Origin of the sequence: Microbacterium sp. CFBP 8801 (assembly GCF_014839455.1) — a bacterium.
Classification (GTDB): Bacteria; Actinomycetota; Actinomycetes; order Actinomycetales; family Microbacteriaceae; genus Microbacterium.
Genome location: NZ_JACYNU010000016.1, coordinates 23900 through 40615 on the forward strand (window position 1 = coordinate 23900; position 16716 = coordinate 40615).

Consider the following 16716-nt stretch of genomic DNA (forward strand, 5'->3'; position numbering starts at 1 on the left):
CGCCCGCGACCGCGGTGCGTCAGGAGCACCGGTGCGCCTCGATGGGCACCGTCGTCTCGCGCGACTGCCCGGCGCCGTCGACGCGGAGCGACATCGACCCCGCCGGGATCGTCACCACGCGCGTCGAGAACGCCGCCGTCGCGGTGCCGCCCGCGGCGAGCGCCGGGAAGGTCTTCGTCCCGTACGCGCTGGACGCCACCACCGACACGGGAGCGGATCCCGTGTTGGTCACTTTGAGCATCACGGTCACCTTGCCGGCCACGCAGCGAGACGAGACGGAGCTCTCCACGCGCGGTGCCGCAGCGCCGGCGATGCGCACGTCCACGGGTGCGGACGCGGAAGCCGAGAGCACGTCGAAGCCCTGGTACGCGGCGGTGAGGCGCACATCTCCCGCCGCCTCGGGGATGACGGCCTCGGCGACGAACGCCCCGTCGCGCGAGATCACGCGCGCGTCGACCGTCCGGTCGCCGAAGGCGAACCGCACCGTCCCGGCGACGGCGCCGCCGTCGGTCGCGGCCACGGCGGCCTCCACCTTGGCGCCCGGCTCGAGCACGGCACCGCCCGTGACGCCGACCAGGGATGTCGTGGTCGCCGTCCGCGTGGCGGCCATACCCTTGGCCGACTCCCACTGGTTGAGGGTGACGGGCATGACGCTGCCGTGACGCGACTTCGGCAGTGCGCCACTCACGGTGCGCCACGCCGGCGCCGCCAGCGACTCGGTGAACAGCGGCAGATACCCCTGCCCCGTGAAGTCGTCGACGAAGAGGTAGAAGCCCTCGTCCACGCCGGCCGGGAGCGAGGTGTCGCCCGCGTTCGCGCGGAAGATCGTCGGCCCCTCGGTGGTGCGGCCGGTTGCGCGGGCGGTCTTGGAGACGCACGTCGCGTCGGTCGTCCACGCGTAGTCGCCGGGGACCGACAGGGCGTGGAGCGACGAGGCGGACTCCTGCACGACGTCGTTGCAGCCGGTGATCTCCTTGGTGAACCGGTAGAAGGTGCCGTCGTCCTCGATCATCGTGGAGTCGATCCGGTCGCCGGCGTCCTGCCAGATCTTCGCATCCGAGAACGTGACGAAGTCCCGTGTGGTGGCGTACATGACCTTCGAGTAGGTGTAGTCGGGGGTGCCGACCTTGTCGTAGGGGCGCGTGGCATCCAGGAACACCCGGGACGACCAATACACGACGTACTCGCCGGCGTCCTCGTCGTAGAAGGCCTCGGGCGCCCACGTCATCGAGGCGAACGGCCCCGACACGGGCACGTGCCGCTGCGCCGACCAGTTCTTCAGGTCGGTCGACTCCCAGATCTCCAGGTGCCGACTGCCGTCGTCCAGCGACGACTCCCACGACGTGCCCCCGCCGATCGACAGATCGGTGGCGATGAGGAAGAAGCGGTCGCCCTCGGCGGAGCGGATGACGAACGGGTCGCGGAGCCCGCGCGTGCCCTGCGTCGAAGAGAGGACCGGCGTGCCGTTGTTCACGACGTCCCACGTCATCGCGCTGTTGCCCTGCGATGCGGCGAGCGAGATCTTCTCCCCCTCCAGGGTGTCGGCGGTGAAGTAGGCGAACATGTAGCGACTGTCGACGGCGGCACGCGGGGCCGGCTCGACGGTGACGGCGAAGCTGCGCGTGACGGCGGCGGACCCCGTCCCGACCGTAGCGGTCAGGGTCACGGGCGCGGGCTCCGCGCCCCACGCGGGCCGCGTCACGACGCCGGGGTCGGCGGCGCCGACCGCGCGGTCGGAGATCACGGCGGGGGCCGACGACGTCCACGCCACCGGCGCTCCCCGCTCGCCTCGGGTGGGCAGTGTCACGTTCCCGCGCACGACGGCGGGCACTCCGAGCGCGTCGCGGTCGGCCGCGACGTCGGCCGCTGTCAGCGCCGGCACCACCAGCGTGAACGTCCGCGGCGCCGTCGCCCCGACTCCACGGGCCTCGGCCATCGCACTCAACGTCACCGTGGCCGCGGGCTCCCCCACTGCCGGGCGCGTCACGACGCCGTCGGCGGAGACGACCGCGGGGTTCGACGACGACCAAGAGATCTCCCGGATGCCGAACAACCCGAGGTCGAGGTCGCCGGTCACCGCCGAGGTGTCGCCCAGATCGACGGCGGCCGTCGTGGTGTCGGCGACGGCACGGAGCGCCGCCTGGTGGGTGGTGGCGTCGCTCTCGGACAGCGAGACGACCTCACCGCTCGACAACGCGCGGTCGTAGACGTGGAACGCGCCGACCGTCCCCGCGAACAGCGCGTCGGGCCACGGTGCGCGTCCGATCGTGTTGAGGGTCTGCGAAATGTCGGCGGGGGTGAGCGTCGTCGTGACGACCCCCGACAGCTGACCGTCGGTATAGAAGGTGAGGGTGTCGGCGTCGGCGTCGATGACGGCGGTCAGGCTGTGCCACCGGTTCGCCTTCACCGGGTAGGCGGAGGCGTTCTTCTCGCCGGCGGCGGAACCCGTCGTGATGCCGGACCGCGGCGCGCGCACGTTCGCGAACCAGTATTGCTGGGTCGCGTCGTTGCCGATGTTCCACAGGAAGTGGTTCGAGGTGAGCATCGCGGCATCGGCCTTGACGTCGATCGACACCGTGGCCGAGGTGGCGGTCTTCAGAAGGTCGTCGGGCAGCTCGACCCAGTTGCCCGTGGAGGTCTTGGCGCCCCCGGTGAACTGCAGGGTCCCCGCCTCCGCCCGCTGCGACGCGGTGTAGTTGCGCACCGTCGCATCGAGCGGGTCGCCCGCGGCGTCGGAGCCGTCGGCCGTGTTGCGGGCCACGTCGCCGGAGGTCTCGTCGAACGTGTAGCGCGCGACGAGACCGTCGTCGCTCACGCCGGAGGGCGCCGCGGTCGCCGCCCCCGCACCGAGGACTCCGCTGACGGCGACCGCCGCGCACACCGCGACGGCGAGCGCTCGTCGCGTCGCGGAGGCGACGCCGGCGGTGCGTCTCTCATCGGTCGATCGACGCAGACCGTGGCGAGAAGGGGTGTGAGAGAGCATGGTGTCCTGACCGTCGGTCGACGTCGATGGGCGGTGCGGGGCGGGGCCGCGGGTCAGCGGCAGGTGGTCGCCGCGAACGGCGCCGTCACCGACGAGGTGGTGCCGCCCGCGCTGGCGGCGACGGTGACCTCCCCCGCGGCCAGCGGATTCGTCCGTGCGGTGAAGGTCACGATCGTGCTCTTGCCGGCGCCGAGCGAGGCGATCGTCTTCGAGCCGTGCGCCGAGTCCACCTGCAGCGCAACCGGTGCCGCGCCGCCGTTCGCGATGCGCGTGACGACGATCGCCTTGCCCGCGGCGCACCGCGTCTCGGCCGTGGCCGTCACCGTCAGCGCGGGAGCCTTGACGACGACGTCCGCGGTGACCGTCAGCGCGGTCGAGCTGAACAGACGGCGGTCGGCGGCGTTGTACGCGGTCGACCCGTTCGCCCCCACCCACTGGTTCAGGTTGGCCCCGACCGTGCGCACCGTTCCGGTGACCGGGTACGACCCGGATCGCGACGCGTCGACCCCGGAGAGGTTCCACGTCACGGGCTGCGACGCGGTGCCGCGACCGTAGGCGAGCGTCACCTGCGCCTCCCTCGGTAGCGCCGCCGTGATGGCCGCGCCGGTGGCGCCCTGCGTGACGGTGGCGTCGCCGAGATCCGAGGCGACGACGGCCGCGGCATCCGCCTTGCGGATCCCCTCGTACCGGCCGAAGGTCAGCGGGACGATCCCGCCGTGCTTGGTGCTCGGCGCCATCGAGAAGGTGTCGGACACGAGCGGCGTCCATCCGGCATCGAGGTTCGTCGTCTCCAGCGGGCGGTAGCCGGTGGAGGGGATGACGTCGACGTAGAGGTACCACGCGTCTTCGCCGTGGCGCTGGAAGACCGCGGGACCCTCGACGCCGCCCGCGTTTCCGCCGGAGTAGTTCGCGCCGATCCGCTCCTGCACGGTCGTCCACGCCGTCGACTGCTTCCACCAGTCGGCCGCCGTGGTCGACTCCATGTAGATGCCCCGGCCGAAGGCGTTGTCCTTCGTGACGCGGTAGGTCTTGCCATCGTTCTGGATGACGGTCGTGTCGATGGCGTCGCCACCGGTGTCGATCATCGTGCCGCCGTAGCGGTAGGTCTGCTGCGTGAAGTCGGTGGTCGCTCCCCAGAGGACGCGCGAGTACGACGATCCGGTGTGGGCAGCGTTGCCGTACACGGTCGACGACCAGTAGAGGACGAAGGCACCGCTTCCGTCGGCGTTGTACCCGTCGACCCACGTCGCCTCGGGCGCCCAGGCCATGCCGAGCTCGGCGACGTCGGCGCCGGTGGGCGACTGGGCGACGTCGAACTGGCGCAGGTCGCCCCAGGTGACGAGGTCCTTCGACTCCCAGACGTTCAGCTTCGTGGACCCCTGCGAGCTCCAGTAGCACCAGCTCGTGCACGAGCCCGATCCCCCGTCGCCGCCGAACACCCGCAGGTCGGTGGCGATGATGTAGTACGTCTGCGTCTCGGGGTTGTACGTCAGGTAGGGGTCGCGCACGCCCGTGGTGCCCAGCTGCGACGCGAGGATGGGCTTGCCGCCGTTCAGCGGGTCCCAGGCCTCGGGGTCGTCGCCTCGTGAGACGTCGAGGGAGATCTTCTCGGCGTAGCCGTTGGCGTCCTCGATGAAGTGCACCATGGCGTACCCGAACGCGTCGTCCGCGGCACGGGCGGGCTGGATCGTCGTGGCCACGGCGCGCGAGGCGGCCACCCCGCGGACCGTGGCGGTCGCCGTCAGCGTGGTCGTCCGCGCCGCAGAGCCGGCAGCGGGCAGGGTCGTCGTCAGGGTCTTCCCGTCGGCGGCGACCGTGGAACCGGCCTCGGTTGCGGCCCAGCTCACGCGGCCGCCGTAGGTCGGGAGGGTGGTCGTGGTCTCGTCGACGGTCACCGGGGCCACCGCATCCACCACGGCCTGCGCGGCCAGACGGTGGGCGTCGGCGTGGATGGTGGCATCCGTCGTCGACACCTGTGCGACCTCGGTGGCCGACAGGGCCCGGTCGTACACGCGGAAGGTGGACACCTCGCCCTTGTACATGGGGTCGGGGTACGGCGCGCGGCCGATCGCGTTGAGGGTCTGATCTGTGATGTCGGCGGGCGAGAGGGTGGTGGGGGTGGATGCCACCTGCACGCCGTCGACGAAGAAGGTGACGCGCCCCGCCGCACCGTCGATGACCGAGGTGAGGCTGTACCAGCGGTCGGCCGCCAGCGCGGCGCCGGAGCGGGCGTTGACCTCGCCGCCGCCGCCGTTGGTGGTGATGACGGTGCGGGGATTGTCGCGGACCGATGCGAAGTACGACCGCGTCGGGGAGTCGCTGCCGATGTTCCAGAGGAAGTGGAAGTTGTTCTTCATCGAGGCGTCGAGCTTGGTCTCGATGGTCACCGTCGCCGAACGCGAGCCGGCGAGGACGTCGTTCGGCAACCGGACCCAGCTGGCGGTCGGGCTGGTCTTGGCGCCGCCGGTGAAGACGAGCGACGATCCGCTCCACAGCGCGTCGGTGCCGTTCACGACGGTCACAGCGCCCAGAGCGGTCGGCGCGCTGTTGGGCACGCTCGATCCGGAGGTCTCGTCGAAGACGTATTCCGCGCGCAGACCCGCGGAGGGGATCCCGGTCTCCGCCGCGGCCGGTGCTGCCGCCAACGGGACGAGGCCCCCGGCGAGGAGGGCGATCCCGGTGACGAGACCGAGGATCGCGCCCCTCCGGTGTCGGGTCGAGGGTCGCGCGGACGCGGTGGGGGCGGTCGAGTGTGCGGTCATCACTCCAGCTCCTTTGCCAGGATGATCGGGGCCCCTGAGACGCAGGAACACTGTGGATGTTACCGCTCACTTCGCGTCGCGGCAAGGCCGGTCATACGCGACCCCGGCGACCGAGCGGCAATCACCGTCACGCCGCCTCCGAGCCCGAGAGAAGACGCCTCCGGTGGCGGGCGGGCGAGGCGTCCGCGTCGACAGTAAGGGAAATCGTGGTGGCCAGATCCCATTCGTGTGGCTATTGTGAGCGATAACACAGCACCTTGTGGTCAGTCACTTAATGGAGAGTGGTTATGCGCCTGCCTTTCGCGGCCCGTCCGACGACGCCCCCCGCACACCTCGAAACCCCGCCGACCCGCGCGCGACGCCGAATGGCCGCGGTCGCCGTGGGCTCCACAGCCGCCGCGGCTTTGTGCGTCAGCCTGCTCACGCCCGTCGCCGCCAGCGCCGCCGGCGCCGACGACGCGCTGATCGCCGACTTCACGTTCGACAGCGGAACGACCAGCTTCACCGGGGCGGGTGCCACCGCCACCACGCAGGGCACGGCCCGCCTGGTGCCGGGCGTCAGCGGCAACGCCGCGCAGCTGGGCAGCGGCTTCTGGCTGAACGTCGCCAAGACGAACGGCTCCCCCCTGCTCGCGGGTCTCGACGACGTCACGATCTCGTACGACAGCAAGCCCGCCGCGTCGGGGAACACCGGTTGGTCGGTGTTCGCCGCCCGCAGCGCCGCGACGCAGAACTACGCGCAAGAGCACTACCTCGGCTTCCTCGACCGCACCACGGGTTTCACCGTCGAGCGCTACGACAACGCGGGCTCGCGCAACTCGTCGGGCAACCTCGTCTCGACCGCCGCCACCACGGAGTGGAAGCACGTCGACCTCGTGCTCTCGGGCGGTACCGCGCGTCTGTTCGTCGACAAGAAGCTCGTGTTGACGAACACGGCCGGACCCGCTCTGTCGCAGATCCTCGGGACCTCGGGCGGCGTGCTGCAGGTGGGCAAGGCCAACTGGGGCGGCGGCGAATACTTCTCGGGTCTGCTCGACAACCTGCGCGTCTACAACCGCGCGCTCACGCCATCGGAGCTCGGACTGGCCACGGCCGTCAGCGACCCGGCCGCGGCGCTCAGCATTCCGGCTCGCATCACGGGCGACCTCCCCTCGTCGGTGCTCGGCAGTGCGGTGACGTGGTCGGCGTCCGGTGCGGGCGCCTCGCTCGTCGCCGCCGATGGCAAGGTCACCCGTCCCGCCTCCGGCCCGGTTGCGGTCGAGCTGACAGCGACGATCGCCGGCGTCTCCTCCCCTGTCACAGCCTCGGTGCAGATCCTCGACGCCGGCGGCGACATCGCCACCTACGTCAAGACGGTCACGACGACCAACGGCGCGAAAGACGACCCCCTCGCCTACAACGACGACCGCCGCGCCGACGCCCTGTTCGTCTCGGCCCGCCCGTCGGGCGCCTCGACCTGGGAGCCGCTGAACCGCTCGCAGGCCATCCTGTACGCCACCTGGAACGGCTCGCAGACCACGAACCCGAACGCCCAGGTCGGCTCGCCCACCCTCATCCGGTTCGCCGACGGCGCCCTCGGCGCGGTGGCGGCGCAGAACAACGCCACCGACTCGGTCTACGTCTGGGACGCCCCCGACGGCGCGACCTTCCGCAACCAGCGCACCGTCAAGATCGCCTCCGACGGATCGGTCGTGAAGAACCCGCGCATCGAGTTCGACGCCGCAAGCCAGAAGTACAAGGCGTACTGGACCGACGAGCTCACCGGTGAGGGCCGCGTCGCGCGACTCGACGCCCTCACCGCCACCGGCACCCCGACCGCGGCCACCAAGGCCGACGTGCGCACGCTCGGCGTGGCCGGCACGGGGCTGCCCGGCTTCACCACGCAGGCGCAGGCCAGCTCGTTCGCCCTCTCGAAGGCCGAGTTCGACGTCTTCTACAAGAACTACGTCGACCTGCAGAACACCGGCGTCCGCGCCCCCGCCGACGTGCAGGTCGAGAACGGGAAGAAGGTAAATGCCGCAGCCCTCCCCTCCACCGTCACCCTCGACTACAACGACGGCTCCACCAAGAACCTGCCCGTGACGTGGGACGTCGACGACCTGGCATCCATCGATTCGCGCACCCCCGGCACCTACGAGGTGACCGGCATGGTGCAGCAGACCGCCGAGCAGATGGTCAACGACGCTCGTGCCGATCCGCACCTCTTCTTCAACGAGGACGACGGCTTCTGGTACCTCACGGGCTCGCATTACTCGATCCCCTCGAACGCCCCGGACGACCAACTCATCGACGCCAACGCCTACCGCAAGATCGGCGTGAAGCGCGCGACCACCATCGCGGGCCTCAAGGACGCCCCCGAACAGATCGTCATCGATCCGGATGCCGGCACCCCCGGCAAGCAGGCCCAGTACCCCAACACCTTCTACGGCTGGGGTGGATACATCTGGGCCCAGGAGTTCCACAAGATCAACGGGCAGTGGTGGATCGTCGCCGGCATGAACCGCGGCTACGCCCCCACCAACGGCTGGTGCGACAACACCGTGCTCATCCCGTACACGGGCAGCGAAGAGTCGCTGCGCGCCGGCGGCCTGGTGAACCCGCAGAACTGGGGCGAACCGACGATCCTTGAGGGCGCCGCCTTCGACGTGTCCTACCTGGAGCGTCAGGAGAACGGCGTGACGCAGGGCTACTGGGTCATGCCGAACGCCGCCAAGCTGTTCATCGGCAAAGCGAAGATGGGCCCGAAGGGCACCGTCCCGCTCATCGACGGTGGACTGAACGAGGTCTACTCGATCAGCCAGCCGTGGGAGTACGGCAAGAATGCTCCGACTCCTTCCGACACCACCGAGGGTGGCGACCAGGGCATCGTGGAGGCGCCCTACATGATCGAGCACGGTGACTACATCTACCTCACCTACTCGGGCGGCACGGTCGACAAGTACTACGACATCGGCATGCTGCGCGCCGCCAAGACGGCCGACCTGAAGAACCCCGCGAGCTGGACCCTCGCGCCCTCCCCCGTGCTCACCACCAACGACACCTTCACCGGCCGCGTCGGCGGCGCGGCCCAGGCCGGCACCGGGCACAACTCGTTCGCGACCGACCCGGCCGGCAACCTGGTGCTGGCGTACCACGCTCGCCCGTACCCCGAGCCGCACACCGGCGGTGGCGCGGGCGGTCTGTTCGACCCCGACCGCAACAGCTGGTTCAAGGCGGTCAACGTGCGTGCCAACGGCATGCTCGACCTGTCGATGACGTCACAGCAGGAGGTCGCCCCGGCGAACCGCACCGTCACCGCCCGGGTGGTCGTGGCCGCGGCCCCGGCCGGCGTGCAGGCGAGCGTCGCGACGCGCTGTGTCGCGGGCAAGGTGACGCTCGTCACGACGGTCACCAACACCGGCACGACGCCCGCGTCCGGAACCATCGCCGGCACGTACGGATCGAGCACCTTCACCGCTCTGGGCGCGGGCAAGTCCGTGTCCAAGACGCAGTCCACCCGCAGTGCGTCCGTCGACGCGGGCACCGTCACGGTGACCGTGCAGGGCGTCTCGACCCCGGTGAGCGCGAGCTACCGCGCCACCAGCTGCCGATGAACGATCAGATCGACTCGACGAAGAGGAGAAACACCGTGACCCGAAAGACCACCGCGCCGGCACGAGGCGCATTCCGCAGACGCTGTGCGGGGGTGATCTCCGGCGCCCTGGGCTTCGCGCTCGTCATCAGTGGCGTCGGGGTCTCCGGCGCGGCCAGCGCCGCGGAGCCCGCATCGCTCGTGGCGTCGTACAACTTCTCGGAGACGAGCGGCACCGTGGTGCGCGACGCCTCGGGAGCCGGACGAGACGCTGCCGTCGTCGGCGGGGAGGCCTGGCGGGGCGGCTCGCTGCAGCTCACCGGGTCGAATCACGTGAAGCTGCCCGACAACCTGCTCGCCGGGCAGAGCGCCGCGACGATCATCATCGAGACGAACCCCGTCGCCCTGTCGGGCGCGAAGTTCCTCTGGAACATCGGCGGCTCGGGCGACAACGCCACGGGACAGTTCTTCATCCAGCCGGTCGCCCCGCGACTGGCGATCAGCCCGACGAACTGGCGCAACGAGCAGAGCGTCACCTCGACGACCCGGCTCGCCGAGAACCGCTGGCAGTCGGTGGCGGCGACCATCGCGAAGAACGCCGGTGGCACCACCTCCACGCTCACTCTCTACATCGACGGTGCCCTCGTCGCGCAGAAGACCGACTCGACAGCGGCGCTGAGCGACCTCACCACGCACACGATGAACTACATTGGGCGCAGTGCCTACGGCAACGACTCGCTCTACCAGGGCGGTGTCTCGTCGTTCCGCGTCTACAACGCGGCCCTGTCGGCCGGCGACATCGCCGCGGCGTCGGCGACGGATGCCACGGCCACCGCATCCGAGGTCGTCGCCGGAATCGACCTGGCCGGCGCCAACGCCCAGAGCCTGTCGGCCGTCGAAACCGACCTCGTGCTGCCGACGACCGGCGGCGTGACCTGGACCTCGTCGCCGTCGGGCATCGTCGCCGCCGACGGCAAGGTCACCCGGCCGTCCTCGTCGACCGCGGTCACCCTCACCGCCACGGCCACCGTGCGCGGCAAGGCCGCCACGCGCACCTTCGACGTCACCGTGCTACCCGCCCCGAGCGCCGCCGCCCAGGCGGCCAAAGCCGCCGCGACCCTCGTGCTGCCGTCGGTGCTCGAGAAGGGCTACGTGCTCCCGACGACCGCTCAGGGACTGCCCGTGGCGTGGTCGCACGTCTCGGGAGCGGGCTCTGTCGCGAACGGCAGCATCGCCACGGCCCCCGCCACCGGTCTCGCCGCCGCAACCCTCAAGGCCGTGGTCGGCACGGGCGCCGATGCGGCGACCACCGAGATTCCGGTGCGCATCGCCGAGACCGGCGCCTCGCGGCTGGCGACGTACACGACGTCGAAGAACACCCGCGGCGGCGACGATCCCGAGGTCACGCGCACCGCCCACCTCGCGCTGAGCGGCGACGGCACCGCGTACACGCCGCTCAACAGCGGCGCAGGCGTGGTGTTCCCCCAGGTCACCGGCATGACCGAGCAGACCAACGGAACCACCCGCTACCTCGGCTCGCCGTACATGTTCCGCCTCGAGGGCGACCAGGGCTACGGGCTCATCGCCCGCCGCACCGACGCCTCGGGCGCGGCCGACGCCGCCGGCGCTCTCGTGTTCACCTCTCCCGACCTCGTCACCTGGACGGAGCGCAGCTTCCTGCCCCTGCCCGGGCAGGGTGCGACCGGCGCCGTGTCGGCGGAGTGGGACGCACGCGTGAGCGCCTACCGCGTGGTGTGGACGGGCCCGGCGGGCTCCGCCCTGACCGGCACGACCACCGCGTTCCAGACGGTCACCGCACAGGGCGCCGGGCAGCAGCCCGCCGGCCGCACAGCGAGTATCGGCGTCCCCCACGCCGAGACCGCGAGCGTCATCCCCGTCACCGCGGCCGAAGCCCGGTCGGCATCCGACATGCTCGGACGCGTGCGGAACACGGGCGTTCAGGCCCCGAAGCCCACGAACCTGACCGCCGGCGACGCGCTGACCCTGCCCGAGAAGGTCACCGCCGACTACTCCGACGGCGGCACGCACGACTTCCGCGTCACGTGGGACACCTCGAAGGTCGACGCGACCACGCCCGGCACGTACACGGCCACCGGGACGCTGCAGCGCACCGACACGAACTTCCCGCTCGTGGCCAACCGCGCCGACCCGCACGTGCTGCGCTACACGCTGCCCGACGGCAAGAAGACCTGGCTCTACATCGCAACGGACGACGCCGGTCAAGACGAGTTCTTCATCCGCCAGGCCGACACGATCGCGGGGCTCTCGAGCGCCACCGACAACCGCATCCTCGGTTTCGGTCTCTCGGGCACCAGCGTCAACGCCCAGCTGTGGGCGCCCGAGTTGCACGTCGTCGACGGCGACCTGTACATCCTGTTCGCCGCCAACGCTCAGAGCAGCGACTGGTGGGCCGGCGTGCAGTCGTACACGATGCGGCTGAAGCCCGGCGGCAGCCCGCTCGTGCGCGCCGATTGGGAGGCGCCGCAGCGCGTCCTCGACCAGGCCGGTCAGCCTCTCACCACGTACGGTCAGGGCATCACCCTCGACATGACCCACGTCGAAGACAACGGCACCGACTACGTCATATGGTCGGAGCGCGTGGTCGCACCCTCGACGGGCCCGGCCGTGCTGAAGATCGCCAAGGTCACGCCGAAGGCATCCGGGTCGTGGCAGCTGGCCAGCGCGCGCTCGACGGTCGCCTTCCCCGACCGAGGCTGGTCGAACAACACCTCGCCGGTGACCGAAGGCCCGTTCGTCATCCAACGAGACGGCAAGATCATGATCACGTTCTCGGGTTCGAACATCGACTGGACGTATGCCGTGGGCCTGCTCACGGCGGAGTCGGGTGCCGACCTGCTCGACCCCGCCGTCTGGAACGTGCGCAACAGCTCCATCTGGAGCTACGAGGGCGCGTTCTCCAACAACTGGGGTCCGGGTCACAACTCGTACACCTATGACGACGATGGCAACCTGCTCAACGTCTTCCACGCGAAGGCGACGCAGAACGGCAGTCGCGACTCCGGCATCCGCATGGTCTACTTCCGCCAGGACGACAGCCCCATCCTCGACATGACGGATGCCGAATGGCTCGCCGACGCGAACCGCACGGTCACCACGACCGTCACGGTCGCGAGCCCCGTGAAGTCGTCGGTGCAGATCGTCGCCGGCAGTCGGTGCGTCGCGGGCAAGGCCACCCTGTTCGCGACGCTGACCAACACGGGAACCGCCACCGCCGATGCCCGCGTGACGTCGCCGTTCGGCACCGCCGAGGCGAACGGCATCGCGGCGGGGAAGTCGAAATCGGTCACCTTCGCCACCCGGTCGACGAGCCCAGCCGCGGGTTCCCTCACGGCGGCGGTGTCGACCGAGGTGAACGGAGCGCGGGTGCAGGACACGGTGACGGCCGACTACGCCGCGCGCAACTGCGGCTGAGACCCGTTCGGCACGAGGGTGCGTCCGCCCGTGGGCGGACGCACCCTCGTCGTCTGTTCCGACGTTCCGGCGCGCGGCGGAGTCCGGGCGTGCCCGATGTCACGGCACCGCCCGGGGCAGGGTGGGTGCCGACGTCGCGGCGCCCGGGGTCACGCGTACCGGTTGAGCCCCCTCACCGCGCTCGCGGCGCATCGAGGCCCTCCCGCCCATCTCGTGCTTGACACCTCACGACGCCCGTCCTAGCGTTTGATTACCGGGTGTTCCCGGTAACAAGACAGCCCTCGACCGCTCCGCGGTCTCCTGAAGACCGCGATGACGCGTGTCACGGCGCCCCCGACGTCGACGTCCCGGGCTCAGATACGCATCGCGTCGCCCGAAGAGCAAGGACGCCCGCAATGCGCACGCGCACACGTTCACCTCAGTGGAGAAAGGGCCTCGCCGTCACCGCCGCACTGGCTCTCTCGATAACCGGATTGGGCGCCACCGCGACGGCCGCCCACGCGGCCACCGGGCCGCAGCCCCTCATCCACTACTCGTTCGATGAGACCGGCGGTGCGAACGGCGCAACGGTCGCCGACTCGAGCGGCAACAACCACACCGCCACCGTCCGCCAGAACGGCGGCGACATCTCCGGCGGCAGCCTGTCGCTGCCGGGCGGCGCCCGCGGCACCGCGGCCTACCTCGACATCCCCGCCGCTGCGCTGGTCGGCAAGAAGGACCTCACCATCTCGACGTGGTTGACGCCACGTTCGGGCAATGGCAATCTCGCCGCGGCCTTCATCGGCACCCCCGTCGCCTCGGGCGCGTCGTTCTCGTCGGGCTACTGGCTGCTCAATCCCGCCAACCCCAACGGCTACGTCAAGTCGGTCGTCACCAACACGGTCGACGCGGGCGCCCCGTGGGGTACCGAGGTCGGCCCCGGCGCCACCAACGCCGCCTCCACGGGCGCGCGCACGCCGGCCGGCCTGAGCCTATACACCACCGTCATCAACGGCACCACCGGTCAGCTGAGCGTCTACGTCAACGGCGCGCGCATCTCGCAGAACGCGATCGGTCGCGACGTGGCGTCGTTCGGCTCGAGCCTCGTCGCCCACCTCGGTCGCTCGACCTACAACGACCCGGCCTGGAGCGGCCTCGTCGACGACTTCGCCGTCTACTCCTCCGCCCTCAGCGACAGCGACGTCCAAGCGCTCTACGGGGCGCAGGCGCTCGATCGCGCCGTGGCCGCGGTGGCCGTCCCCGCCACCGCCGTGTCGAACTTCACCGTTCCGACCACGAGCGCGGGCGCCACCGTCTCGTGGGCGTCGAACAACGCCGCCATCGCCGTCAGCGGCACCACCGCGACCGTGACGCGTCCGGCCGCCGGTTCGGGCGACGCCGCTGTCACCCTCACCGCCACTTTCACCGTCGGCGCTGAGACGCGCACGCAGACCTACAGCGTGACGGTCCCGCAGCAGATCGCCGACTCCGAGAAGGTCTCGCTCGACCTCGCTGCGATCTCGATCCGTAACCTCGACAACGTCCGCGGCAACCTCTCCGTGCCCACCACCGGCGCCGAGGGCTCGACCATCTCGTGGTCGATCGCCGCGGCCGGGGCGACGAACGCCGAACTGCGCGCGGGCGTCCGCGACAACTCCCGCACGGTCGAGGTCAAGCGCCCGGCCGCGGGCTCCCCCGCCATCGACGTGCAGCTCACCGCCGCCGCCACGAACGGCGGCGCGACGTCGAGCCGGAGCTTCACCGCCCGCATCCAGCCCATGCCGGGTGCGACGCAGCAGACCGAGGCGTACTTCTGGACCTTCTTCACCGGCGAGGGAGACGGCGCCGAGCGCGTCAGCATCGCCGCCTCGAAGGGCAACGACGCGCTGACCTGGAACACCCTGAACCAGGGCACGCCCGTCTTCACCTCGACCGTCGGCACCGAGGGTCTTCGCGACCCGTTCATCATCCGGGCACCCCACGGCGACAAGTTCTACATGATCGCCACCGACCTCAAGGTCGCGGGCCTGGCCGGCGGCTTCACCACCGCGCAGATCTCCGGCTCGAAGTACATCGAGGTGTGGGAGTCCGACGATCTGGTGACCTGGTCGGAGCAGCGTCACGTGAAGGTGTCGTCCGACTTCGCCGGCAACACCTGGGCGCCCGAGGCGTACTGGGACGAAGAGCTCGACACGTTCGTGGTCTTCTGGGCGTCGAACCTGTACCCGACCACGAACGTGGCCGACCGCACGGGCGTGACGTACAACCGCATGATGTATGCCACCACCGACGACTTCGTCACCTTCTCGGACGCCAAGGTCTGGAGCGACGTCCGTCGCGGCAACGGTCTCGGCCTGATCGACTCGACCGTGGCGAAGAAGGACGGCATCTACCACCGCTTCACCAAGGACGAGGCGAGCATGACGATCCGCCACGAGAAGTCCACCGACCTGCTCGCGACCATATCGGGAACCCTCCCGGGCACGTCGGGTGCGGCGAACCAGTGGACCCTCGTCGAGGAGCGCGTCGCGAGCGGCCTGCCCAACGGCGAGCCGGGCGGCACCTACTCCAGCGGTGAGGGCGCGAACATCTTCGCGGCCAACGAGGGTGACGTGAACAACCTCGACTGGTTCCTGTTCATCGACCAGCCGAACTACCACGGTGGACCCAACCACTACGTACCGTTCGGCACGAGCGACCTCGACCGCTCCGGCAGCTGGCAGTCGCTCGGCGGCAAGCTCCGTCAGGGCCTGCCGCAGAACGCCGACGGCGGCAAGCCGCGCCACGGCACCGTCATCCCCGTCACGCGCGCCGAATACCAGAAGGTGCTCGAGGCGTACGCGCCGAACATCGCGGTCAAGACCGTGGACGCCATCGACGTCGCCACCGACGCCGGCACCGCGCCCGTGCTGCCGCAGGCACGCTTGACCAAGGCCGACGGTTCAGTGCAGACGGTCGACGTGAAGTGGGACACGGTGGATGCCGGGAAGTACGGCGCCGCGGGCACCTTCACGGTGTCGGGTGTCGCACAGGACGACTCGCGCATGCCGGTCGAGGCCACCGTCACCGTCCGCTCCCTCGTGAAGGTGCAGTTCTCGGCCGAGGCGCGCTGCGTCGCCGGCAAGGTGCAGCTCGTCCTGAAGGCGGTCAACAACGGTGACACGGCGGCCACGCTGGCCATGTCGTCGACCTACGGTTCGAAGAACGCGACGGTCGCCGCGGGCGCCACCACGTCGGCCGTCTTCGCCACCCGCTCGGCGTCGGTTGCGACCGGCGAGGCACAGGTGACCGTGACTCAGGGGTCGGCGACCGGGACGGTCACGGCCGCCCACACCGCGAGGTCCTGCAGCTGACCCCCGCACCGTCCCCCTCGGGTGATGGTGCAGGCCCCGGTGGACTCCCCCTCCACCGGGGCCCCTGTCGTTCACGAGCCCGGGCCGCTCCGGCCCCGCAGACGCACGATGCTGGCGCAGGTGCGTCGTTTCTGTCCCGCGTTTGGGGCGCGATCTGCGCTTTGGGGCGAACAATGTCCGCCCCAAAGCGCGAATCCCGCCCCAAACCGAGACACCAACCGCTCATCCCGCTGCGCCAGAACGCCACCCGCGCATTCCGTCACCACACTGGTGCGGACTCGTGGCGCGGGGATAGACCCCCTCCCGATGACGAATGCGTCGCCGCATCGGCGGTGGCAGGCAACGCGTGACGAACACTGCGCAGCTCGACACAGCAGCGCTGATCAGCCCCGGTCGACATACAGAAGTGCCCCGGACTCTTCGGCAGCCCACCGCCACCTCGAGTCCGGGGCACGATCCGGGCGCCAGGGAACCGGCGCGCGACACACTCCCCGAGCGAACGGGACGCGTGCATCCAGCACCGTCCCCGGATCGCGGAGGATCCGGAGACGGCGGGTCTTACAGGCCCTGGGCCAGGCGGTAGTACGCCTGGTTCCAGCGCAGCTCGCTCTGGAA

The 16716-nt window shown here is 70.5% G+C and carries 5 protein-coding genes; 3 read left to right on the forward strand and 2 right to left on the reverse strand.

The window, feature by feature from the left end; translation table 11 throughout:
- Nucleotides 1-19 precede the first annotated feature (19 nt).
- Nucleotides 20-2983, reverse strand: a complete 2964-nt coding sequence (locus tag IFR11_RS14275) for an immunoglobulin-like domain-containing protein (RefSeq protein ID WP_191916586.1) — start codon at nucleotides 2981-2983, stop codon at nucleotides 20-22.
- 53 nt (nucleotides 2984-3036) lie between these two features.
- Nucleotides 3037-5745, reverse strand: coding sequence for a LamG-like jellyroll fold domain-containing protein (locus IFR11_RS14280; RefSeq protein ID WP_191916587.1), 2709 nt, complete (start codon nucleotides 5743-5745; stop codon nucleotides 3037-3039).
- A gap of 365 nt (nucleotides 5746-6110) precedes the next feature.
- On the opposite strand from IFR11_RS14280, the gene IFR11_RS14285 reads away from it, so the two are divergent.
- The 3 genes from IFR11_RS14285 to IFR11_RS14295 all read left to right on the forward strand — a co-directional run bounded on the left by IFR11_RS14285 (nucleotide 6111) and on the right by IFR11_RS14295 (nucleotide 16101).
- The gene (locus IFR11_RS14285) at nucleotides 6111-9338 is read left to right on the forward strand and encodes a LamG-like jellyroll fold domain-containing protein (RefSeq protein ID WP_197978635.1); all 3228 of its coding nucleotides are present in this window, start codon (nucleotides 6111-6113) and stop codon (nucleotides 9336-9338) included.
- Nucleotides 9339-9430: 92 nt separating this feature from the next.
- Nucleotides 9431-12769 (forward strand): family 43 glycosylhydrolase, encoded by a 3339-nt coding sequence (locus IFR11_RS14290; RefSeq protein WP_191916589.1) that lies wholly within the window; start codon nucleotides 9431-9433, stop codon nucleotides 12767-12769.
- A gap of 395 nt (nucleotides 12770-13164) precedes the next feature.
- Nucleotides 13165-16101: an immunoglobulin-like domain-containing protein gene (locus IFR11_RS14295; RefSeq protein WP_191916590.1), complete on the forward strand. Its 2937-nt coding sequence runs from the start codon at nucleotides 13165-13167 to the stop codon at nucleotides 16099-16101.
- Nucleotides 16102-16716: the final 615 nt, after the last annotated feature.

What these genes read in the sequence shown, in the direction of transcription:
- IFR11_RS14275 (WP_191916586.1), bottom strand. Translation starts at nt 2,983, where the DNA reads ATGCTCTCTCACACCCCTTCTCGCCACGGTCTGCGTCGATCGACCGAT.
- IFR11_RS14280 (WP_191916587.1), bottom strand. Translation starts at nt 5,745, where the DNA reads ATGACCGCACACTCGACCGCCCCCACCGCGTCCGCGCGACCCTCGACC.
- IFR11_RS14285 (WP_197978635.1), top strand. Translation starts at nt 6,111, where the DNA reads ATGGCCGCGGTCGCCGTGGGCTCCACAGCCGCCGCGGCTTTGTGCGTC.
- IFR11_RS14295 (WP_191916590.1), top strand. Translation starts at nt 13,165, where the DNA reads ATGCGCACGCGCACACGTTCACCTCAGTGGAGAAAGGGCCTCGCCGTC.